The sequence below is a fragment of the uncultured Campylobacter sp. genome, from assembly GCF_937997535.1.
In the GTDB taxonomy this organism is placed as follows: Bacteria; Campylobacterota; Campylobacteria; order Campylobacterales; family Campylobacteraceae; genus Campylobacter_B.
On the sequence record NZ_CALKTT010000099.1, the window covers coordinates 1 to 20,418 of the forward strand.

The following is a 20,418-nucleotide window of genomic DNA, read 5'->3' on the forward strand; positions in this document are numbered from 1 at the left end:
AAGAAGAACTTGGAGTAACCCTTATGATTCGTTCAAGACAGGGAATACATTTTACATCAGAGGGAGAAAAAGTTTTATATTATAGTCAAGAAGCAAAAAAATTATTAGAGCTTATGAGAGAAGATTTAAAAGAAGGAAATACAACCATTTCAGGAACATTAAGAGCTGGAATTTCAATAAATTATTCACAATATAACCTTCCTCAAATTTTAAGTGAATATAAGAAAAAATTTCCTAATGTAACAACACATATCACAACTGAATACAGTAGAAATATATTTTTTAAAATTACAAATTTTTACTTTAAATTTAAAAGTATTTTCATGAAATGCATGCGATGAGACAGTGAGTAAATTTTCAAATTTTAACTTCAGAAATTTTAAAATTTTATCATAAGTGAGTGGAATTTTATTTACGCGTAGTATATAGCTAGTATCATGGCAAATTAGTATTTCTAGGAAGCTGCGCCTAAGATAATTTATAAAATTTAGAATTTTAAAATTCTAAAATTTGATAGCTCGCTGATTGCGTAGCCTTGTTTGCGCGCAAGCATGCAAACTTCACGGATTAAGGCGCGCTCGGTGCGATACCGTGTTTATCCTCGATGAGTTCCGCTTCGTTTAATTGCTTGTATTCGTCGCAGCCGATCTGCTCTGCTAAATCGCATGCTTTCCCGTAAAATTCTTTTGCCAAGGATCTATCTTGTTTAATGTGCCATCCATTTTTATATAAATCTCCGAGATAATTACACGAGTCCGCGTCCCCGCTCTCGCAAGTATTTTTAAGCAAATTTAGCCCGCTTTGATATAGGCTTGCCGCTTTTTGGTAATTGCCTGCTTTGTATAAGTCTCCCAGAATCAAGCACGACGCCGCCATGCCGCCGTCACAAGCCTTCTGGTATAAATCCGCAGCCTTTTTGAAATCCTTCTCTACGCCCCTGCCGTCTATATATAGATCCGCTAGGCGCTGACACTCGTATAAGTCGCCTTCATCGCATTTCTTTTGATTTATTTGAGCTTTCTTTTGGTACAAAACAGCCGCTTTTTTATATAGAATCTCTGCCTTTTGCAAGTCCTGCTCGACCTTGTCGCCGTTTTTATATAAATATGCAAGGTTATTGCACATATCTGCATCACCGTTATCGCAAATCATTTGACGCAAAACCATAGCCTTGTGCTTGTCTCTTGGGGCGCCGATACCGGATTCGTATAAAATTGCAAGCAAATTGCACGAAAGCATATTGCCGCCGTCACAAGCCTTTTGATGCAGGCTCGCCGCCTTTTGATAATCTTGTCTAACACCATAGCCTTCGAAGTATAGTCCTGCAAGCTCATAGCAGCCGGTCATATCCCCACCATCGCAAGTTTTTTTATAAACCTCCGCTGCCTTTTGATAGCTCTGCGTGGTGTTGATGCCGAATTTATATAAACCCCCGAGCCTATAGCAGCTTCGCGTATCTCCGCCGTCACAGCTGCGCTGCCACATTTTTATCGCTTTAGAATAATCGCCGTCCTCATAGAGCTTGTCCGCGTCTTCAAAGACTCCACCCATGCAAAACATAGCTATAACGGCTAGATAAAGATATCTTTTCATTTAATCCCTTTGAAATTTCTGTAAATCTACTCGCGCGTTCACGGCGCAAAATTCTGCATCTAATATTTTATGATCTCGGTCTGCGCGCGGGCTTAGCGAATAGCTAGCCCAAACGACGCAAAATTTCTAGGCGCCTAGCTCTCTTTCAAAAGCTTAGTTAGCGCCGTGCCGCTTTCATCATGCTTGCGGATGTTTTTATAAATTTTACTAAAATAAGCTTCTAAAAATTCCTGATCGTCGATCCTCTCTTCACCTTTTTTAGGCTCTATCTTTTGGTATTCGCCGCTGCTTTGCAGCTCGAATGCAAGCTCGTTATCGCTTAGCTGAAGCTTTAAAATTTCTTTTAGCTTGTTTTGCAGATTTTCGTTGTAAATCGGGCTCATCAGCTCCAGTCTGCGCTCTAAATTTCGCGGCATCCAATCCGCACTCGCGATGTATAGGCTAGGCTGCGCGTGCGCGAAGTAAAAAATTCTAGCGTGCTCTAGGTATTTGCCGACGATCGAGATCACGCGGATATTTTCGCTGACGCCCTTAAGCGCCGGGCGCAAGCAGCAGATGCCGCGCACGATGAGATCGATCTTTACGCCCGCAGCGCTTGCCTTATATAACGCCTTGATCATATCGCCGTCGACAAGAGCGTTCATCTTAGCGATGATCCTACCGGCAGAGCCTTTTTTCTCCTCGTTTTTTATCATCGCTAAGAGCCGCTCTTTGATCTGCATCGGCGACATAGAGAGGTTGCCTAGCTTGCGGTTTTTATTGTAGCCCGAGAGGATGTGGAAGAAATTCGTCGTGTCCTTATCGAAGCGATCGCCGCAAGTAAAAAAGCTCACGTCGGTGTAAATTTTAGCGCTCGAACCGTTGTAGTTGCCCGTGCCTAGGTGGATATAAAATTTAAGCTTGCCGTCCTCTTTTTTGATGATCTGAGTTACCTTGGCGTGGACTTTAAAGCCCGTGATACCGTAGATGACGTGCGCGCCGGCGTCTTCGAGCGCCTTCGCCCAGTGCAGATTGTTTTCCTCATCAAACCTCGCCTTAAGTTCTACCATCACCGTCACCTGCTTGCCGTCGCTTGCGGCTTCGATCAGGCTCTGGACGATCGGGGAGTTTTTCTCCACGCGATACAGCGTCATGCGGATCGAGATAACCTTTGGATCTTTTGCGGCTTCTTTAATGAGCTTTTGGACGGGATCGAAGCTCTCGTAAGGATGGATCAGCAGGATATCTTCCTTCTCCATCGCGCTCATAACGGAGGTGTTTTCGTTAAAGGGGGGCAGGGTCTTTGGCAGATACTGAGGATGGGCTAGAAAGGAAAAATCCTTATTGGAAGCGATCTCCCAAAGCCCGTCCAGCGTAAGCGGCACAGCGCATTCATATATATCTTTGTAAAAAATTTTAAGATGGGAATTTAGAAATTCTAATAATTCGGCATCGGCATCCTTTTCGATCTGAAGCCGCACGAAAGCCCCTTTACGGCGCAGCTTAAGCCCCGCTTCTAAGATCATCATAAAATCATCGGCTTCCTCCTCTTCGATCACGATGTCGGCGTTTCGCGTGACGCGGAAAGCTGCGGAGCTAAGAAGCTTGTAGCCGGGGAAAATTTCCTCCGCGTGGCGCTTTACGATAGTGCCGATCGGCACGTAGGTGTTTTGCGCGACCTGCACGAAGCGCGGGATCACACGCGGAATTCTAATCATCCCAAAATGCACCGACTCGGGCGCGCCCTCATCGCAGAGCTTGACCGCAAGGGAGAAGCTGAGATTGTTTAGATGCGGGAACGGATGGGTTGCATCGACTGCGATCGGGACGATGACGGGCATTATCTGCGAGAAAAAAAACTCGTCCGCCGCAGGCTTTAGCTCGGGCTGTAGCTCGTCGTAGCTTTTGATAAAAAGCCCGTTTTTGCAAAGCTCCTTTTGGATGCCGAAATACTGCTGCTCAAGCTCGGTTTGTTCGTTTCTTAGATAGGAGCGGATCGCGCGCAGCTGCTCAAGAGGCGTCATCTCGTCATCGCCGCTGGTTATAACGCCGGCTGTGAAAAGCTGCTTCAGACCCGCCACGCGGATCATATAGAACTCGTCTAAATTCGTGCTGTAAATCGCTAGAAATTTTAATTTTTCAATTAGCGGGATATCCTTTTTGCATTGTTCCAGCACGCGGGTATTGAAGCGTAGCCAGCTTAGCTCGCGGTTTATAAAATTATTTTGTGTTTGCATAAAAACTCCTTTTTGAATATTAATTCTAAGATTATAGCCCAATTAAGATTAAATTTTAAAGTCCGAATTTTGTGAGCTTGCAAGTGGGGCAATTTAGTATTTAAAATTCTGCCCTAATTCCCTGTTTTTCCTAAATCCTTACACATTTGCGCGTCGCCGTCTTTGCAGCCCAGCTTTAAATACCGCCTCAAATATAAAATTTGCTCTTCCTCCTCCTCGCTCATACCTAGTACCTATTTGCACGCTTGTTTTATTGCGAGTATAAACATAGCGCTTTCATTTTAATCCTTACGAATGATATAAATTTAAATTTAGATCGGCAGGCGACGTAAATTTTATCTTTTACTAGCGGCTACGCTTTGGTTGATTTCTGCCGCGGCTTGCGTTATTAAAGATGCCAAAATTACGGGATAAAATTCTTTCATTATTGCTCTTTGCCCTTCTTTGGATTTGCCATCTTTTACTCCTTGGTTGAATTCGCGTCGTATTTATCGCTTATTTCCCAAAAGACTTTTTTCGCGCACTTTACGGGATCGTGTTCCTCCTCATCTCGTAAGCAGTTTTCTAAAGCCACCTTCAGCTCGCAAGATTTTAGTTTAAATATTCTTTCTTTTTCTAGATGCTCTGAATATTTTTCGCAAGCTATAGCGTAGTTATGTGCCGCTCTTTTGACATTGCCTCTTATCGCAATATCATGTATACCGAGGTTAAAACAAGATGCTGCAATACCTGCCTTGCAAGATTTTTCTAAGGGCACAAAAGCCGCTTCACGCATACCGAGCTCTAAACCCATAACATAGCCCAAATCATTGCATTTTTCCATATTACCGCTATCGCATTTTTTAGATAAAATTTCTATTAGTTTAGTGCATGAGCTATATTTGCCGTTTCCTTTATTGCATTCGTTATAAAGATTTTGTTCCTCTGCCGTAGATTTGGCAGATAACGGACACGACAATATCATAATCAATAAGAATAAAACGCCAATACTTCTCATTTCAGCTCCTCTACAGTTCTTTTTAAAAGAGCCTTGCCCTTTATTATCGGATTGCATTCTTTATCTTTTAAACAGCTCTTTAATTCCTCATTCATTCTACAAAAAAGCTCACTATTCTTCAGCTTGCTATCGCATACTTTTTCAAAACTCCTAATTGCCCTTTGTATATTGCCGTTAAATTCTATATCTTCCCAACCTAGCCCCATGCAATATTCGATAAGGTTAGCATCACACAGCTTAATCAGATATTTCATAGCTTCCTCTTCTCTAAACAAAGATTGTAAAAAATCACTCTGTATAGTACATGAGCGCATATCACCATCCTCGCACTCTTTAGATAAAATTTCAACGAGTTTATTGCACGATCCATATTTTCCGTCACCGTAATCGCAGGATTTAAAAAGCATCCTTTGCTCTTCGTTATTAAAATCCTCTAACTTTATCAAGCTTGTCAAATGCGATTTTGCCGTAGCGGGGATCGCCGCGAATGCCGTTATAAACGCAAATAGCAAAATTTTAAGATAGAATTTTTTCATTAGCACTCCTTATTTTAAGCGGCGATTATATTTAAAAATTTTTAGTTAGCTCTTAAATTTAAGGAGCTCGGCGGCGCGATAAATGCGCCGTAATCCCACCCGCCTGCGCTTAGATCAAATTTTAAAATTTCGCCGCTGTCGCACAAGCCTCGCGCACGTAAATTCCGCAATCCGCCGCCAAATTTTACTCGTAACCGATTTAAATCGCGCAGGTGCGGCAAAGTAAGCAAAGCAGGATAAAATTTTATAAATTCAAAAACCCGAGGCGCTGTTTATTGCACACCCGCTGCGCTACTTGTTTTGCACCGCCTATTTTGTCGCCGCCAGTTTCGCTACCGTTTCGTACCTGCCGAACTGCCTACCGAACTGCTCATTTTGATGCACGCCGCCCAGTGCCCGCTACACACGAAAGCTCCATAATCCGCTGCCCTACTTCCCATCTAAATTTAAAATTTCACTCGAAATTTCATCTATCGTCGCGTTGAAATCCTGCGCCAGCGCGCGCTTTAGCTCCTCTTTCGCCGCCATCATATCGCGCACGATCGCAGCTTCAAACTCCTCTCGGTTCAGCGCCTCGTCGCCCTTGGCAAACGCGAAATCCAGCCCGAACCACGTAGCCACGGCAAACGCGGGCACGCACACCACCGCGCCCGGACCGCACACGAGCCCCGCACTACCGCTTGTTGCGCTGGCGCCCGCTTTGGTAAGGGTCTTCGCGCCCGTCTTGGCCGCAGTTTTAGCGAGGCTCTTGCTTATCAGCTTTGCGCCCAGCACGCCGCCCAGCGCCCCTAGCCCCGTCCCGCTCGCGCGATACGCCTTGCTTTTTAGGCTGAAGCTCTGCGTGACGTTGAGATCAACTTTCGCGCCGTATTTTTTGAGCGTAAAATTTAGCGAGCTCTCATAATCTTTGACGTTCGCCGCAGCGATTTTAGCGATGTTTTCGCCAAAATCTTTCGGGAAGCTCTCGCTCACGAAGCCCGCAAATTTCTCATTCAGATACGCACCCGCGTCATCGTCCCACACGCCGTGCCACAGCACCAGATAATCGCTCAAAAACGAGTAATTGAAATCCGCCATTTTCTGCGCGCTAAGCCTCGCGCCCTCGTCATAAACGGCGTCGATGTAGCTATTTAGCGCGGACGCGGCGTTTACTTCCGCGGCGAAGCGCGTAGCGTTTAGCTCGCCTCTTAGCGCGTCCGCCTCGCGCGCGCTTAAGATCAGCCGCTCGCCGCTTTGCAGTACGATCTGCACGCTCGTCTCGACTGCGCTTTTAGGATGTGCGCCCTCCGCTCCGCTGCCTGCCGTGCGCGTCTGCGCGGCGCAGATCAAACACAGCGTGACGTAAGCAAGCGCAAAGATCGTGCCGCTAAAGCGCCCTATTTTGGGCGCGGCTGCTGCTCGCGGCATAAAAAGCACGAAGGCGCAAAGATGCAAGATCGCGCAGTAAAAGAGGAAATCTCCCGCGCAGATCAGAAACAAAAGAGCGATTTTTAGCGCGCTAGGGCTCTGCGACAGCGCCAGCTCGAACAGCGCGTTTTTGTAAAATTTCAAAGCGTAAATTTCATTTAGCAGGGCGGATCTGAAGTGCGCTTGCGGCACGGTAGATTTTAAAATTTCAAAAATTTCGGCTACCGATGCGGGGCTTGTCGCGGAATTTTTGGCGGAATTGTCGGCAGCCATACTCGGTGCGGCGGGATTTTGGGCTAAATTTTTCGCTGCGGCGGGGCTAGTCGTAGAATTTTTAGCGAAGGTCTGCGGCGCGGCTGCGGTATTTGCCTTTGAATTTTCAGCCGAGGCGTGCACCGCTCTGACGGAGCCTGCTTTAAAATTTGCGGGCGAAGCGGTAGGATTTTTGACGGCGTCCGGTGCGGACTTGACAGCATTATCGGTCTCGGAATTTCTAATAACTATGGCAGCGTTATTCGCCGCGAAATTTTTAACGGATTTAGCGGCATTATATGTTGCAAAATTTCCGACGGGTGCCGAAGCGTTATTCCTCACGAAGTCTTCGGCGGATGAAGCGGTGCGGGTAAGCGGAGTAAAATTTATCGCGGAATTTAAAGAGTGCTCAGCTGAATCCGTAGCGTCCGCAAGCTGCAAATAGGCTAAATTTATGGCGAAATTTACCGCTACGGCAAGCACGGCGAGCAGCAAAATGCTAAGCTTCAGCGATAAAATTCTAGGGTTTTTAATCTCTTTTAGGCTAAGCTTAAGCACCGCTAGGCGCATCAGAGCAAGAGCTGCAGGCAGCGCCGCGAGCGTCACGAATAGCTCCGCGCCGCGCAGATCCGCTAGGCCTAGCGCCAAAGTGACGCTTAAGAGGATCGCGCCCGCGCAGGCAAAAACCCCGCTTATGAGCCTGCCTCTAAAAATTTTAATCAAAGTCCCGCCGCTGCGAAATAGCGCCGCATTGGCGCGCTGCTTTGCCTCGTAAAAAAAGGTAAATAGCACCCGAAATAGCGCGTAAGCCCAAAACGCCGCCAGCGCGCAAAAGCCCGCGTCACTGAAATCCTGCGCGTAAAGCGCGAAGCAAAAAACGCTAACGATCAGCGCTAGCCTAAGCGCTATTTCACAGATCCAGCGGCGCGTCGTCGTCATCGAGCCTGTTTGCCTCATTGATCTTTGGAATGCCCATTTCTTCGATATTTAAAGGCGGCGCGGGTTTAAATTTCGCCTCATCCTCTTGCGCTTCAAAAGGCGGCTCATCATCTCTTTCAAAATACGTAGTGCCCTCTTGCTGAGTGTTATTTGCGCCTTGCGATGTGTCTTTTGCGCCTTGCAGAGTGTCCGCTAAATTTTTATGCACGCCCTCTGTTTCGGGCGAGATACCGCCCGCTATTACATCATCTAAATGTTGACCCTCAAATTCTTGCTTTTGCGGTGCGTCCTGTGCCGCGCGCTGTACCTCTGCTAAGCCCTGCTCTGCGCTAAATTTAGACTCGCCGTCTATCTCCTCGCCGACCTGCGCATCGCTTTGACCGAAGCTAGGCATCTCGTCAAAATCGATATTTACCCCGGAATTTCGAGCACCAGCAGAGCTTTCGTTTAAACTTACGCCGCTATTTTGAGCTTCGTTAAAATTTTGGGCTTCATTAAAATTCTGCGTTAAATTTTGCTGCAAATTCTGAGCCGCATCGGGATTCGGCATATCGAAGCGCGCCGCAGCGGGCTCCTCAAAGCCCTGATCTTGCAGCTGCGAGACGTAGTCGAGATTGTCGTTTTCATTAAAGATCGCACTCTCGCTGGGCTCGCCGCCGAAGCTCGTATCGACAAAGCGGGTAAATCTGCCCTGAAAGCCCACCTCGATCGTCCTGCCCGCCTCGCCCGAGCGGTTTTTGCCGACGATAATTTCGGCCTTTTCCTGATAGTCGTTGCGCCTAAACACGGGCTCGCCCGCGTCCTTGCCCTCGGCCTCCAGCCGCGAAATGCGCTCGCGCTCCATCTGCTCTTTATAAACCTCATCGCGATAGACGAAAAGTATAATGTCGGCGTCCTGCTCGATAGCGCCGCTTTCGCGCAGATCGCTTAGCATCGGGCGTTTGTTAGAGCGCGCCTCAAGCGAGCGGTTTAGCTGCGACAGCGCGATGATTGGGATGTTGAGCTCGCGCGCTAAGAGCTTGAGCCCGCGCGAAATTTCGGCGATTTGCAGGTGGCGTTCGGAGTAGTTGCTCGTGCTCGTCATAAGTCCGATGTAATCGATCACGCAAAGCTTGATATTGGCGTCTGCGGATTTGAGTTTGCGCAGCTGGGTGCGGACTTGGTGGATGTTTACATAGCCGCTGTCATAGACGAAAAGCGGCATATTCAGCACCGCGTCGCAGGCGTCGTTGAAGCGCGTCCAGTCGTCGTCGCTGAGCTTGGCGCTCATTATGTCGCTTAGCGGGATCGAGCTAAGCGCGCTTAGTATGCGATACATCAGCTGCACGGAGGGCATCTCGAGCGAGAAAAATACGACGCCCTTGCCGCTTTGCAGAGTTTTCATCATCAAATTTAGCGCAAAAGCGGTCTTTCCCATACCGGGGCGGGCGGCGATTATGATGAGCTCACCCGGTTTCAACCCCTTCGTGCAGTCGTTTAGGAAGCGAAAGCCCGTATCTAGCCCCACGAGCTCCGAGCCTGCGAGCGCCTTTTGGCGCTTCAGCTCCTCTACTACGTCGGCGATGATCTCGTGCGATTTTTTGATGCCGCCGTGGCGCTCCTCATCGACGAGCTCGTAAATTTTAGAGCTGATTTTATCGGCGGTGTCTTTGCTGCGCACGGCTTCGTTTACCATCGAAGGGATCTCGTGCGCGACCTTGATTAGCGAGCGCTTGATCGATTTTTCGCGCAGCTCGAGCGCGTATTTTGGGGCATCGACCACGCCGCTGGTGGCTACAACCTCGGTAAATGCGCCATCGTCGTAGCGCTCGGCTAGCCATTTTTTAACGAAGCTCGGCGCGATCGGCTCGTTGTGCGAGGAGCACTTGACGATCGCCTCGTAGATGTCGGCGTGCGGCTTATAGAAAAAATCGCCGACCGAGATTATCTCGCTCAGCTCGCCGTATGCGTCCTCGTTTTGCAAAAGCGAGCTTAAAATCGCGCGCTCCATATCCAGATCGTATAAATTTGCAGGCACATTCTGCTTCGTTACCATCGCTTCCCCTCGTTTCGCGCGCTTTTGCGCGTCTAAATTTTAAGCTCTATAAAATCGTAAATTTTAATCCGCAGCCCCCGGTCCAGCGCTTTTGAAAACCGATGCGGCTTTGAACGCTCGTCGCGAGACCTTAGAACTATCGCAGCTTTGAAAATTTCGCGCTTCCAAAAGCCACGCGATTTTAAGCCGCTGCGCTCTTATGCCGCACACACCGCGGCTATTTAAAGCTGCGCCTAAAGGCAGCCGCGGCGGATTTAAAATTTTGAAATTTCATAGAGCTTGAAATTTCACTAGGGCTTAGAATTCTTTAAAAATTTTAAGCCCGTATATTAAAATTTAGCGCCCCCGGCTCGGGCATTAAATTTTGCGCCCAAGCTGCGGCAAGCGAACTTTGCTAAATTTAAACCGAAATGTCGCGATCTGAAATTTTTCAAACGCATTAAACAATGAGCCAAATGCCGCGGCATTTAAATTTAACGCTCGCCCTCTGTTTCGCAAAACAGTGTGTCTGTCGCAATAAATCGCACTAAATTTAACGCGGCTAAACTTCAATGTCGTGCCTTGAAATTTTACGCCGCTGAGCTCTATGGTTTAAAATTTTACGTATCGAAATTTCACGCCGCAAATTTAGCACCGAATCGCGAGGCTCAAATTTTAAAATAAAATTTCACGGCGAATTGCAAAGTTAAAATTTCAAACCCAAAATTCCAAAACGAAATCCTAGAGCTAAAATTTTAAACCTGAAATTCCAAACTAAAATTCCAAGCCGCATTCCCAAAAGCTCAAATTTAAAAGCGTCGCCTCGGAATTAAATTTTAAAATTTTACGCCTCAGACACGCTGTGTTGATGAGCCTAAACGAACCGCAGTGAACCCAACGCGCCCAAACGCCGATCCGCGCGGCTGAGCCGCGCGCAATAAAGACTTTAGCAAACCGGGTGCTCCGCAGCTATCACGCCCCTTCGCGAACCCGCACCTCGTCCTCGACCTCTTGCAAAAACCGCTCCACGAGCTTGCTCTCATCGAGTTTGGCAACCACTTCGCCGTGGCGCATCACGATACCGCGCCCGTTGCCGAACGCGATCGCCACATCCGCGCCCTTCGCCTCGCCGATCGCATTTACGACGCAGCCCATGACGCTGATATTTAGCGGCGTTTTGATGTGCGCGGTTTTTTCTTCGACGATTTTGATCGCGCTTAGCAGATCGCTTTGCAAACGCCCGCAAGTAGGGCACGAGATGATATTGACGCCGCTTTTTTGCACGCCCGCATCCTGCAGGATCGCGCGCGCGACGCGGATCTCCTCCTCAAGCTCGCCCGTGATGCTCACGCGCATCGTATCGCCGATCCCCTCCATCAGAAGTGCTCCCAGCGCGATTGCGCTCTTGATGCTTGCATGAAATTTCGTCCCCGCCTCGGTCACGCCCAGATGAAAAGGATACTCGCATAGCGGGCGTAGCGCGCGATATGCGGCCACCGTGCTCGGCGCATCCGAAGTCTTAAGCGAGATCGCAATGTCGCTAAAGTCCTCATCCTCAAGCAGCGCGGCGTTATACAGCGCGCTTTGCACCATCGCCTCCACGCTGCGGCCGTATTTTTGCTCAAACTGCTCCTCGAGTGAGCCCAAATTTACGCCGATGCGGATAGGCAGGCTGCGAGCTTTGCACGCGCGCACGACCTCTTTGATACGCTCCTTGCCGCCGATATTGCCCGGATTGATGCGGATAGCATCGACAAACTCCGCGACCTGCAGCGCCAAGCGAAAATTAAAATGAATGTCCGCTACGATAGGAAGCGGCGAGCTTTTTTTTATCCGCGCGAGCGCGTCAGCGTCCTGCTTATCAAGCACGGCGCAGCGCACGATGTCGCAGCCCGCGAAATACAGGCGGTTTATCTGCTCTAGCGTGCCCTCCACATCTTTGGTTTTAGAAAAGCTCATCGACTGCACGGAGATGGGCGCGCCGCCGCCGATTTTGACGGAGCCGACGGAGATTTGGCGGGTCGGATAGCGATTTTTCAAATTTAAGCCTTTAGAATTTTTTGCGCTATTTTATTCAAAACGGGGTTAAAATTTAATAATTCGCACTCGCCACCCGCCGTATAATTTCACTCGCTAAATTTTGCTTTCGCACTTGCGGAAAATTTTATTTCGCCGTGAAATTTTAGCAAATAGAGTTCTATAAAATTCCGCCATCTAATAAAATTCTAAAAATTCCGACAACAAATGAAACTCTACAAAATTTGATGGCAAGCGAAATTTAATAAACCACGCAGCTAAGCAAAATTCCGCAAACTTGGCAGGCAAGCGAAGTCCTGCGACGTAAAATTACAAAATTAAGCTTTTTAAATTTTGGCGAAATTTTACCCACAGTATCGTCGCAGCGCTCACTCGCGCAAAACGAGTGCAGTATGGTTTATCCTAGCAGCGCGGCATGCAGTCGTGAAATTTCAAAGCAAGTGGATGAAATATAAAAATTCTATCTTTAATTGCAGCATTAGGGCATTGTTTCGCACGGCGGCAAAGCCGAAAAAACGTCAGCCGTTCGTGTTTGCACACCGCGCCAGTATCGCGATCTTATAGAGGCAGCAAAATTTAAACCGCCTACGCATATAAATTGCGCTGGCGCGCCGCCTAGGCTAGCGCACCAGCTCCATATTCACCTTGACCCTGCTCATCTTGTCCTGCAGCATATCCATCACCGACTCATTGCGCGACGAAGCGTCATCCGTCGGGGCTTCGTGCTGCTGCCACTTACTTTTCGGCGCGGCAGGACCCCACTGCGACGAAAATATCAGCCCGCGCTTTTTCTCGGTCTCAGGCGCAGGCTCATACGGCTGTGGAGCGGGCTTCGCCCAACGCTCATCATAACGCATCGCAGCACCTTGCCCTAGCGCATTACTTCGCTCTGGCGACGGCATCCTACCAAGCGCGCTACCGCCAGAGCGCCCTATCGCACGGTTAAAGCGAGCAGATGTGGGAAGATAGGGCGCGCGAGCATTTTGACGAGCCGTATACTTCGTGGCGCTCGAATGAGCTGCAGCTGTATGCCCCATAGCGCCAGAACGAGTTGCACTATAGCCATAGCGAGCTTGCGGTTGTGCAATTCGAGTCGTCGTTAATTTTCGAGCTTGTGCGTCTACGGTTCTGCCGGTCTGCTCATCTGCGCCTCCGTGAGTTTGCGCGCTTGCATTTCTCCGCATATCTGCACCTCTGTAAGTTTGCTCCGTATCGCGGGCGTTTGGCACCTCATCCTCATCAATACGGGTCTTTGGCAAACGCATCAGCGTCGCGACTAGGCTCTTGCTAGCTCCATTCTGACTGCCTGATTGACTAGCCGGGCGCCTAGGTGCTTTATTTCTCGCAGAATGCGATGCGGAATTTTGCCCGGGATTTTTAGTAAAATTTTTCGTACTTTTTTGCGTGGAATTTTTAGCTGAATTCCCAGATGCACGCATATTTTTTGTGAACTTGGAATTTGAAAGGCTTTTAGCATTTGCAGATTTTTTAGCATGTGGCTCGGCAGAGAATTTTGCCGAGGTATTTTTACTCGGATGATCTTTGGCTCGCAGATTTTGAGATGAAATTTTATATTTATGGTTTTGCTGCGCGGCGGTAGATTTGTGGCTTTGCTGCGCGGCAAAAGCGCCAGAAAAGCTCGTCAAAATGAACGCGATTAAAAAGATACGAGCTAAATTTTTCATCGTTTTCCTTTCCATGGATTTTAGGCGAAATTTAGCAAAGCTTAGATTAAGCCGCGTTAAATTTAATAAGTAAGGCTATGGAATTTCAGCTCTAATTCCAAGCCGTATCGCTAAACAAAACATTGATAAAGGCTAAACTTTAAAAATTCCGTAGCTAGGATTCTGTTTGGCAATAAAATTTTATCACAACAAAAATATGATGCCACGAAAAAATTTTATCTTGTAAGTGTTTAGGTGGGATAGCTGAAAATTTTAAAGTTTTAGAATTCTGCGCTTAAATTTTGAGCGGCAAGTCAGAATTTAAGGTAAAAAGCAAGCTTAAATAAAGTTTTTAAATTTAAAGGATAATGCGGCAAAACTGTAAATTTGCGGTGAGATACGAAATTTATAAGATCATGCAGTGACTAAAAATCACACCGCTTAATCGCTAATTCATAATAAATCGCCGCGCCTTAGACATATCCAAAACGCGGCACATCTCATTTTACGGCGCATAGCAAAAGCATCGCCGCAAAGGCATTGCGGGGGCACCGTAAAATCTCACCACGCCGTTGCAATGGCATAGGAGCGCCGAATGACGCTCCTATGGGACTACATCATTCCACCCATGCCACCCATTCCGCCCATATCAGGTATTGGAGGCATTGCAGGTTTCTCCTCTTTGATCTCGCTTACGGTCGCTTCGGTCGTTAGAAGCAGGCTTGCGACGGAGACCGCATTTTGAAGCGCGATACGCTCGACTTTGACCGGATCGATGATACCTGCGTCAAACATATTGACGTACTCGCCATTTGCGGCGTTGAAGCCGAATTTTTTGTCTTTGTTCTGCTCGACGGCGTTTGCTACGACGCCCGCGTCAAATCCCGCATTCTCGGCGATCTGGCGAAGCGGAGCGAAAAGCGCGCGCTTAACGATGTCTGCGCCGATAAGCTCGTCGCCGCTTAGAGCTAGTTTTACGCTAAGTCCAGCTCTGATTAGAGCAGCGCCGCCACCGATTACGATACCCTCGTCTACGGCCGCTTTGGTTGCATTTAGAGCGTCGTCCACGCGATCTTTTTTCTCTTTCATCTCGGTTTCGGTCGCAGCGCCCACCTTGATGACCGCAACGCCGCCGCTAAGCTTAGCCATGCGCTCTTGAAGCTTCTCTTTGTCGTAATCGCTCGTAGTTTCGGCGATTTGAGCTTTGATCTGCGAAACGCGCGCGTCAATATCTTTTTTCTTGCCCGCGCCGCCTACGATAGTGGTGTTGTCTTTGTCGATCACGATGCGCTCGGCTTGTCCGAGATCGGCCATAGAAGCGCTTTCCAGCGTTCTTCCAAGCTCCTCGCTGATGACGGTGCCGCCCGTTAAAATCGCGATATCTTCAAGCATCGCCTTTCTGCGATCGCCAAATCCAGGGGCTTTGACCGCGGATATATTTAGCACGCCGCGAAGTTTATTTACGACTAAAGTCGCAAGTGCCTCGCCCTCGATATCCTCGGCGATGATTAGAAGCGGTTTGCCGCTTTTTTGAACCTGCTCCAAAACCGGAAGTAGATCTTTTAAATTTGTAATTTTTTTGTCAAATAGAAGCACTAGTGGAGAAGCTAGCTCGACTAGCATCTTCTCGGCATTTGTAATGAAATATGGGCTTAGATAGCCGCGGTCAAACTGCATTCCCTCGACTACGTTTAACTCATCGTTGATAGATTTCGCCTCTTCAACGGTGATGACGCCGTCCTTGCCGACTCTTTCCATAGCGTCTGCGATCAGATCGCCCACCGCGCTGTCGTTATTGGCAGAGATCGTAGCGACCTGAGCGATCTCTTTTTTGCCACTTACTTTTTTGGATGATTTTTTTAGCTCCTCAATAACCGCAGCGCTAAATTTATCCATACCGCGCTTAACTTCGATCGGATTTGCGCCCGCAGTTACGTTGCGTAGACCCTCTTTAAAGATCGCGTGAGCTAGTACGGTCGCAGTCGTAGTGCCGTCGCCTGCTTGATCGTTAGTTTTGCTCGCTACTTCGCGCACCAAGGAAGCGCCCATATTCTCTAGCGTATCTTTTAGCTCAATCTCTTTAGCGACGGTTACGCCGTCTTTTGTGATCGCCGGAGCGCCGAAGCTTTTTTGGATTAAGACATTGCGACCGCGAGGTCCCATCGTAACTTTAACTGCGTCGTTTAGCTTTCTAACGCCCGCGTAAAGCTTGTTTCTTGCGTCGTCTGAAAAAATAATCTCTTTTGCCATTTTCAATCCTTTTTATTTAATTATGCCTAAAACATCTTCTAAATTTAAGATAAGAAATTTCTTATCATCTAAGCTAATCTCGCTGCCTGCGTATTTTGCAAACGCTACGGTATCGCCATTTTTGACGCCTTCACATTCGCTGCCGACGGCTACGATTTTGCCGGTCGAAGGCTTCTCCTTTGAAGCATTGTCGGGGATGATGATGCCCGAAGCGGTCTTTTTGGTTTCCTCCTCGCGCTCTATTAGAACGCGCTTGCCAAGTGGTTGAAATTTCATTTCAGTCCTTTCTTTGATTTGTGATTTCTAAAATTGGCACTCAATGTGTTTGAGTGCTAAGATTATATGCAAAATTTAAAATCTTGTCAATAGTTTATGAAAAATTTTTATAAAACTTTAGTGATTTTAACTCAAGTATTAAGATTTCAAACGTTAAATTTTAAGGGCTATAATACCCTCAAATTTTAAATTTTAAGGGGACGAAATGAAAATTTTCGGCATAATCACAGGAATTTTAATCCTGCTTATCGTAGGCACCGGCTGCCTATTTTTCAGCGATTTTGGCAACAATCTTACTAAGCCTTACGTAGAAAATTTGATCAAAGAAAAAAGCGGCCTTGACGTGAAGCTTGAGAAATTCGATCTAAATTTCGGCGATCTGGACATCAGCGCCAACGTAAATGACGCTGCAAACGTAAACGTAAAGGGTAAATACTCGCTTTTTGCGCGCTCTTTCGATCTTAACTACGACGCAAACGCGCACGATCTAGCCAAGCTCGGCATAAAAACGAGCGAAGGGCTAAGCCTTAAGGGGCAAATTTTAGGCGATCTTGACAAATTCGGTATCAACGGCAGCGGGCGGATTTTTGATAGTAACGTAAAATTTTTAGCAAATTTAAAAGACCTTAGTCCGCTTGATCTACAAATCGACGCTAAGGGCCTAAACGTCGAAAAAGCCCTTGCCGTGGCCTCTCTGCCGATCTACGCAAAAGGAAATATCGACGTGCTCTCGGACATCAAAGCTGGAGGCGGCGGCGCAGAGGGCAACGCAAGCATCAAGAGCTCAAATTTGATCCTAAACGAATCTGCGTTTAAAGATATGAATATTTCCATCCCAAAGGGCGTGCAGATCACGCTAAACTCGGACATCACGGCGCAAAATGACGTCCTGCGAGCAGCAAGCAAGATCGATTCGACTCTAGGCAAAATCAGCGCCGAAAAGTCGGAATTTGATCTGAAAAACAAAACTTTAAACTCCGATTTTAATCTAAGCTTGCCCGATTTAGCAAAGCTCGAAAGCCTTATCGGGCGCAAAATTTCAGGCGACGTTAAAGCAAACGGAAATTTAAAGACCGATTTTTCTACGCTTGAGCTTTCAAACTCGCAAATTTCAGCATTTAAAGACGCGCTTAAAGCGGATGCGGAGGCTAAATTTGACCTGAAAAACAAAAACGGCGAGCTTAGCGCAAAGCTAAACGCAAACGATCTAGCCGCGCTGCAAAACGTCCTGGGAGTGAAGCTGCAAGGCAAAGCAAACGGCGAGCTTAGCGCGGCTCTAGCGCAAAATGAGCTTAAAAATCTAAGCTTAAATCTAAACGCGATGGGCGGCAACCTGAATGCGAGCGGAAATTTAAGCGATCTAAAGCTTAAGGCGAGCAATCTAAATCTGGCCGTGCTTTCGGCTCTGTTTTACGGCAGCGCGATCGGAAACGGCACGATAAACGGCGATGCGAAGTTAAGCTTAAAGGACGGTATCAACGGCACGGCGCAAATTTCGCTCGCTAACGGCGTGATTTTTAAGAAATTTTTAGACGGCGCGACGGGCAAGAACTTCCCGAATGATCTAAAAGCGGACGCGCAGGCGCAGACAAATATCAAAAACTCAGTCGCGACCTTTAGCGTAAGCGCAAACTCCGATCTGGCGCAGCTTCAGAGCTTAAACGGCACCTACGAGTTTAAAAACAAAGCGCTTAAAGCAAATTACGCGCTGCTGATCCCGAGCCTGCAGCGACTGGAGTTTTTCTTAAATCGCAGACTAAACGGCAAAATTGCTGCGACGGGCGAGCTTTCGCATGACGGCAAGAGCCTGTTTGCGACCATAAATTCTAAGGTCGCGGGCGGTGAGCTGAACGGACAGATCGCGGGCGATGAAGCGAACTTTAAAATCCAAAATTTCATCGTCAAAGAGCTTACGACGCTTCTAAATATCGATCACGTTTACGACGGCACTGGTAACGCAAATCTTACGTATAATACAAACTCGCACAGCGGCAAATTCGACGCGATCATCAATAACGGCCGCCTTCCTAGCGGCGGATTGATCGATAAAATCGGTAAAATTTTAGGCCGCGATCTAGGCGGCGAGGTCTATAACGACGCCAAAGTAAACGGCACGATCAAGCAGAATTTAATCAATTTCAACGCCGATATGAGCGCGCAAAAAAGCAAGCTAAACGTCACGGGCGGCACGCTGGACAGCAAAACAGGCGCGATTTCGGTGCCCGTTAAGGCAAACATCGAAAAAACCGATCTTGAAATAAACATCACCGGCACGATCAAAGAGCCGAAATACAATATCCAATCGGATTATCTAAAGGGCAAGCTCGACAAGCAGATCGGCAAGGGTATCGACAAACTTTTCGGCGTAAAAAAGGACGATAACAGCAGCAAAAACGACGCGAAAAAGGAAAAATCTGACGCGATTAAAGGGCTGATAAATGGGCTATTTTAGCCCATCCGCCCCCATTTGACGTTTGGAATTTATGGATGCTGCTAAACGAGCGCGAAATTTAAAATTTTAAAATTTTAAAACCTCGAGCAGTTTAAATTTTAAAATTTAGCGCTAGCTGGCGCAGCTAGAGCCGCAAAATTTCAAAACTCGGCGCACGCTATTTATCAAAATTTTAAATCTCGTTTCGGTCTGTTTTTGATGACGATTTAAATTTATCGCCGTAAGCTTATCCTACTCGCCGCCGCTACCCGCGATAAAATTTTATGCCCCGAACCTAGCGTCTTTTAAAGTGCTTCGTATCAATACTGAGCGCCGTGTTTTCAGCCTATCCGATGCTACTTAAAATTTCGCGGCGCAACGTTTATTGCAGTTGGCGCCATGCTTGATAAAATTTGCCCGCCATTATCGCAAGAAAAATGAGCGTCAAAGCTCCAAATATCGTAGCCGTAAATTTATCATCCGTCGTAGCGTATTTATCATATCTGAATTTCATCAGATACTCGCGCTGCGGCGAATCGACGCTCGCATTATAATCCAAAAATAAGACCTGATATGCCGTACCGCGACCCCGAAACGGAAACGGACGGCTTTGATACCAAGCTTTAACTCGCTTGCCTTCCAGCCATTCGTATGCGATTAGCGAGATAGAAGGCTTGATATTTATACCTTGCCACTCGTCCGCTCCTGAGCGCTTAAAATTAGCTTCAGCAATTGCTGCATTGAGCAAAATTTTATTTTTATAAAAGGAGGTTAGGTTATCCGTATCGCCATTTAAAAAGACTTTGATAAATTTGCGCTCATCCGTAAAAATCTGCATATATTCGCGCCCATCATCACTTCCGACATCCATGATTATTCCATTCGCGATTTTCAGATCATCTAAGCTTTTAGGATTCAAGCTAAAAAGAAATCCGTACCACATCGCCGCCAAATAAAATGCGATCATAAATAGATCGAACTTGCGATCTAAGTTATACCAAATTTCGCCGAGCTTCATCGATCATTACATTGTAAGTTTCGCTGCAAGATACGCAATTTCACGGTTTTTATTATCGCGAGCTATGCTGCATCGCCAGTGCCTCCATCGCCCCGACGGGCAGAAATAGCACTACGCCCACGATTACCACTGGTATAGCCACGATGATGCCTAGCGTATCCAACAGGGCGTTGCCCTCGCAGCGTTCAGGTTTAACCTCGATGTTTGCCGGGATCGGAGAGCGCAGCCTATCGCTTGGCTTCATTATTTCGCTAAGATTTTTGATCTGCACTACTCGCGCATCAAAGTTAAAAATAACCTCGATCTCGCCTTTTTCCTCATCGATTTCGATGCGGTTCGCTAGAGCTTTGATTTTGGCGACATCTGCTCCTGCGGCAGAGTTTAAAAAAGCACTGAAGCTACCGCGCGCCTCGCCGTTTTTAGCATCGGTTACTTCGATTTGCACAAACTCGCGCTTAAGCCCCTTGGCGTACCCGCCATCGTAAAATTCCGAGATATTCTTAAGCGACGAGCCGTTCGTTAGGACATAGCTGAGTTTCTCGCCTACGATGTATTCCTTGCCATCGTTTATGAAAAATGCCGTAATCTTTTCGGGCGTTTCATTCGCTCCGGGCACTACGTTTTGTTTGCACTGGCATCCCACAAGCAGGACAGCTAGTAAAACCGCGATAAATTTTTTCATGATGATCCTTTAAAATTTTAAATTAGCGTATGAATTCCGCAGCCAAAGCTCTATCTCAAAAAATTTCAGCAGCGAAATTTTACGCCTTAAATTTCACGCTCGGAAT

Annotated in this window: 14 protein-coding genes; 2 read left to right on the forward strand and 12 right to left on the reverse strand. The window is 47.3% G+C overall.

From position 1 onward, the window contains the following. A partial coding sequence (locus Q0117_RS09775; RefSeq protein WP_297925820.1) for a LysR family transcriptional regulator occupies positions 1 to 341 on the forward strand: 341 nt, incomplete at its 5' end. Between the two features lie 226 nt (positions 342 to 567). Here Q0117_RS09775 and Q0117_RS09780 read toward each other — a convergent pair. The 10 genes from Q0117_RS09780 to groES all read right to left on the reverse strand — a co-directional run bounded on the left by Q0117_RS09780 (position 568) and on the right by groES (position 16,181). Continuing rightward, on the reverse strand, positions 568 to 1,593 hold the full coding sequence (locus Q0117_RS09780) for an SEL1-like repeat protein (protein WP_297925827.1): 1,026 nt from the start codon (positions 1,591 to 1,593) through the stop codon (positions 568 to 570). A 134-nt stretch (positions 1,594 to 1,727) separates the two neighbouring features. Beyond that, positions 1,728 to 3,809, reverse strand: coding sequence for an RNA degradosome polyphosphate kinase (locus Q0117_RS09785; protein ID WP_297925834.1), 2,082 nt, complete (start codon positions 3,807 to 3,809; stop codon positions 1,728 to 1,730). Between the two features lie 460 nt (positions 3,810 to 4,269). After that, the gene (locus Q0117_RS09790; protein ID WP_297925841.1) at positions 4,270 to 4,806 is read right to left on the reverse strand and encodes a hypothetical protein; all 537 of its coding nucleotides are present in this window, start codon (positions 4,804 to 4,806) and stop codon (positions 4,270 to 4,272) included. Beyond that, positions 4,803 to 5,342 carry a hypothetical protein gene (locus Q0117_RS09795; RefSeq protein WP_297925853.1) on the reverse strand — a complete coding sequence of 180 codons (540 nt, stop codon included), beginning with the start codon at positions 5,340 to 5,342 and terminating at the stop codon, positions 4,803 to 4,805. The genes Q0117_RS09790 and Q0117_RS09795 overlap by 4 nt, the downstream gene beginning before the upstream one ends. Before the next feature lie 429 nt (positions 5,343 to 5,771). Beyond that, positions 5,772 to 7,958 carry a hypothetical protein gene (locus tag Q0117_RS09800; RefSeq protein ID WP_297925867.1) on the reverse strand — a complete coding sequence of 729 codons (2,187 nt, stop codon included), beginning with the start codon at positions 7,956 to 7,958 and terminating at the stop codon, positions 5,772 to 5,774. Continuing rightward, positions 7,912 to 9,975: a replicative DNA helicase gene (locus Q0117_RS09805; protein ID WP_297925874.1), complete on the reverse strand. Its 2,064-nt coding sequence runs from the start codon at positions 9,973 to 9,975 to the stop codon at positions 7,912 to 7,914. Before Q0117_RS09805 ends, Q0117_RS09800 begins: the two co-directional genes overlap by 47 nt. A 951-nt stretch (positions 9,976 to 10,926) precedes the next feature. Then, positions 10,927 to 11,994, reverse strand: coding sequence for a flavodoxin-dependent (E)-4-hydroxy-3-methylbut-2-enyl-diphosphate synthase (gene ispG, locus Q0117_RS09810; protein ID WP_297925889.1), 1,068 nt, complete (start codon positions 11,992 to 11,994; stop codon positions 10,927 to 10,929). A gap of 617 nt (positions 11,995 to 12,611) precedes the next feature. Continuing rightward, complete coding sequence (locus tag Q0117_RS09815) at positions 12,612 to 13,676, reverse strand: hypothetical protein (RefSeq protein ID WP_297925902.1); 1,065 nt, start codon at positions 13,674 to 13,676, stop codon at positions 12,612 to 12,614. A 591-nt stretch (positions 13,677 to 14,267) separates the two neighbouring features. Beyond that, positions 14,268 to 15,905, reverse strand: a complete 1,638-nt coding sequence (gene groL / locus Q0117_RS09820) for a chaperonin GroEL (RefSeq protein ID WP_297925910.1) — start codon at positions 15,903 to 15,905, stop codon at positions 14,268 to 14,270. Positions 15,906 to 15,917: 12 nt separating this feature from the next. Beyond that, on the reverse strand, positions 15,918 to 16,181 hold the full coding sequence (groES, locus tag Q0117_RS09825; RefSeq protein ID WP_295151472.1) for a co-chaperone GroES: 264 nt from the start codon (positions 16,179 to 16,181) through the stop codon (positions 15,918 to 15,920). Positions 16,182 to 16,386: 205 nt separating this feature from the next. Here groES and Q0117_RS09830 point away from each other — a divergent pair, with 205 nt between their 5' ends. Next, a complete protein-coding gene (locus Q0117_RS09830; protein WP_297925930.1) occupies positions 16,387 to 18,633 on the forward strand; it encodes a hypothetical protein in 2,247 nt (748 codons plus the stop codon). A 361-nt stretch (positions 18,634 to 18,994) separates the two neighbouring features. On the opposite strand, the gene Q0117_RS09835 is transcribed toward Q0117_RS09830, so the two are convergent. Both Q0117_RS09835 and Q0117_RS09840 read right to left on the reverse strand, forming a co-directional pair. Beyond that, positions 18,995 to 19,630, reverse strand: coding sequence for a hypothetical protein (locus Q0117_RS09835; RefSeq protein WP_297925942.1), 636 nt, complete (start codon positions 19,628 to 19,630; stop codon positions 18,995 to 18,997). 52 nt (positions 19,631 to 19,682) lie between these two features. Further along, positions 19,683 to 20,312 (reverse strand): hypothetical protein, encoded by a 630-nt coding sequence (locus Q0117_RS09840; protein ID WP_297925953.1) that lies wholly within the window; start codon positions 20,310 to 20,312, stop codon positions 19,683 to 19,685. Positions 20,313 to 20,418: the final 106 nt, after the last annotated feature.

What these genes read in the sequence shown, in the direction of transcription:
- Q0117_RS09780 (WP_297925827.1), bottom strand. Translation starts at nt 1,593, where the DNA reads ATGAAAAGATATCTTTATCTAGCCGTTATAGCTATGTTTTGCATGGGT.
- Q0117_RS09785 (WP_297925834.1), bottom strand. Translation starts at nt 3,809, where the DNA reads ATGCAAACACAAAATAATTTTATAAACCGCGAGCTAAGCTGGCTACGC.
- Q0117_RS09790 (WP_297925841.1), bottom strand. Translation starts at nt 4,806, where the DNA reads ATGAGAAGTATTGGCGTTTTATTCTTATTGATTATGATATTGTCGTGT.
- Q0117_RS09795 (WP_297925853.1), bottom strand. Translation starts at nt 5,342, where the DNA reads ATGAAAAAATTCTATCTTAAAATTTTGCTATTTGCGTTTATAACGGCA.
- Q0117_RS09800 (WP_297925867.1), bottom strand. Translation starts at nt 7,958, where the DNA reads ATGAGGCAAACAGGCTCGATGACGACGACGCGCCGCTGGATCTGTGAA.
- Q0117_RS09805 (WP_297925874.1), bottom strand. Translation starts at nt 9,975, where the DNA reads ATGGTAACGAAGCAGAATGTGCCTGCAAATTTATACGATCTGGATATG.
- Q0117_RS09815 (WP_297925902.1), bottom strand. Translation starts at nt 13,676, where the DNA reads ATGAAAAATTTAGCTCGTATCTTTTTAATCGCGTTCATTTTGACGAGC.
- groL (WP_297925910.1), bottom strand. Translation starts at nt 15,905, where the DNA reads ATGGCAAAAGAGATTATTTTTTCAGACGACGCAAGAAACAAGCTTTAC.
- groES (WP_295151472.1), bottom strand. Translation starts at nt 16,181, where the DNA reads ATGAAATTTCAACCACTTGGCAAGCGCGTTCTAATAGAGCGCGAGGAG.
- Q0117_RS09830 (WP_297925930.1), top strand. Translation starts at nt 16,387, where the DNA reads ATGAAAATTTTCGGCATAATCACAGGAATTTTAATCCTGCTTATCGTA.
- Q0117_RS09835 (WP_297925942.1), bottom strand. Translation starts at nt 19,630, where the DNA reads ATGAAGCTCGGCGAAATTTGGTATAACTTAGATCGCAAGTTCGATCTA.
- Q0117_RS09840 (WP_297925953.1), bottom strand. Translation starts at nt 20,312, where the DNA reads ATGAAAAAATTTATCGCGGTTTTACTAGCTGTCCTGCTTGTGGGATGC.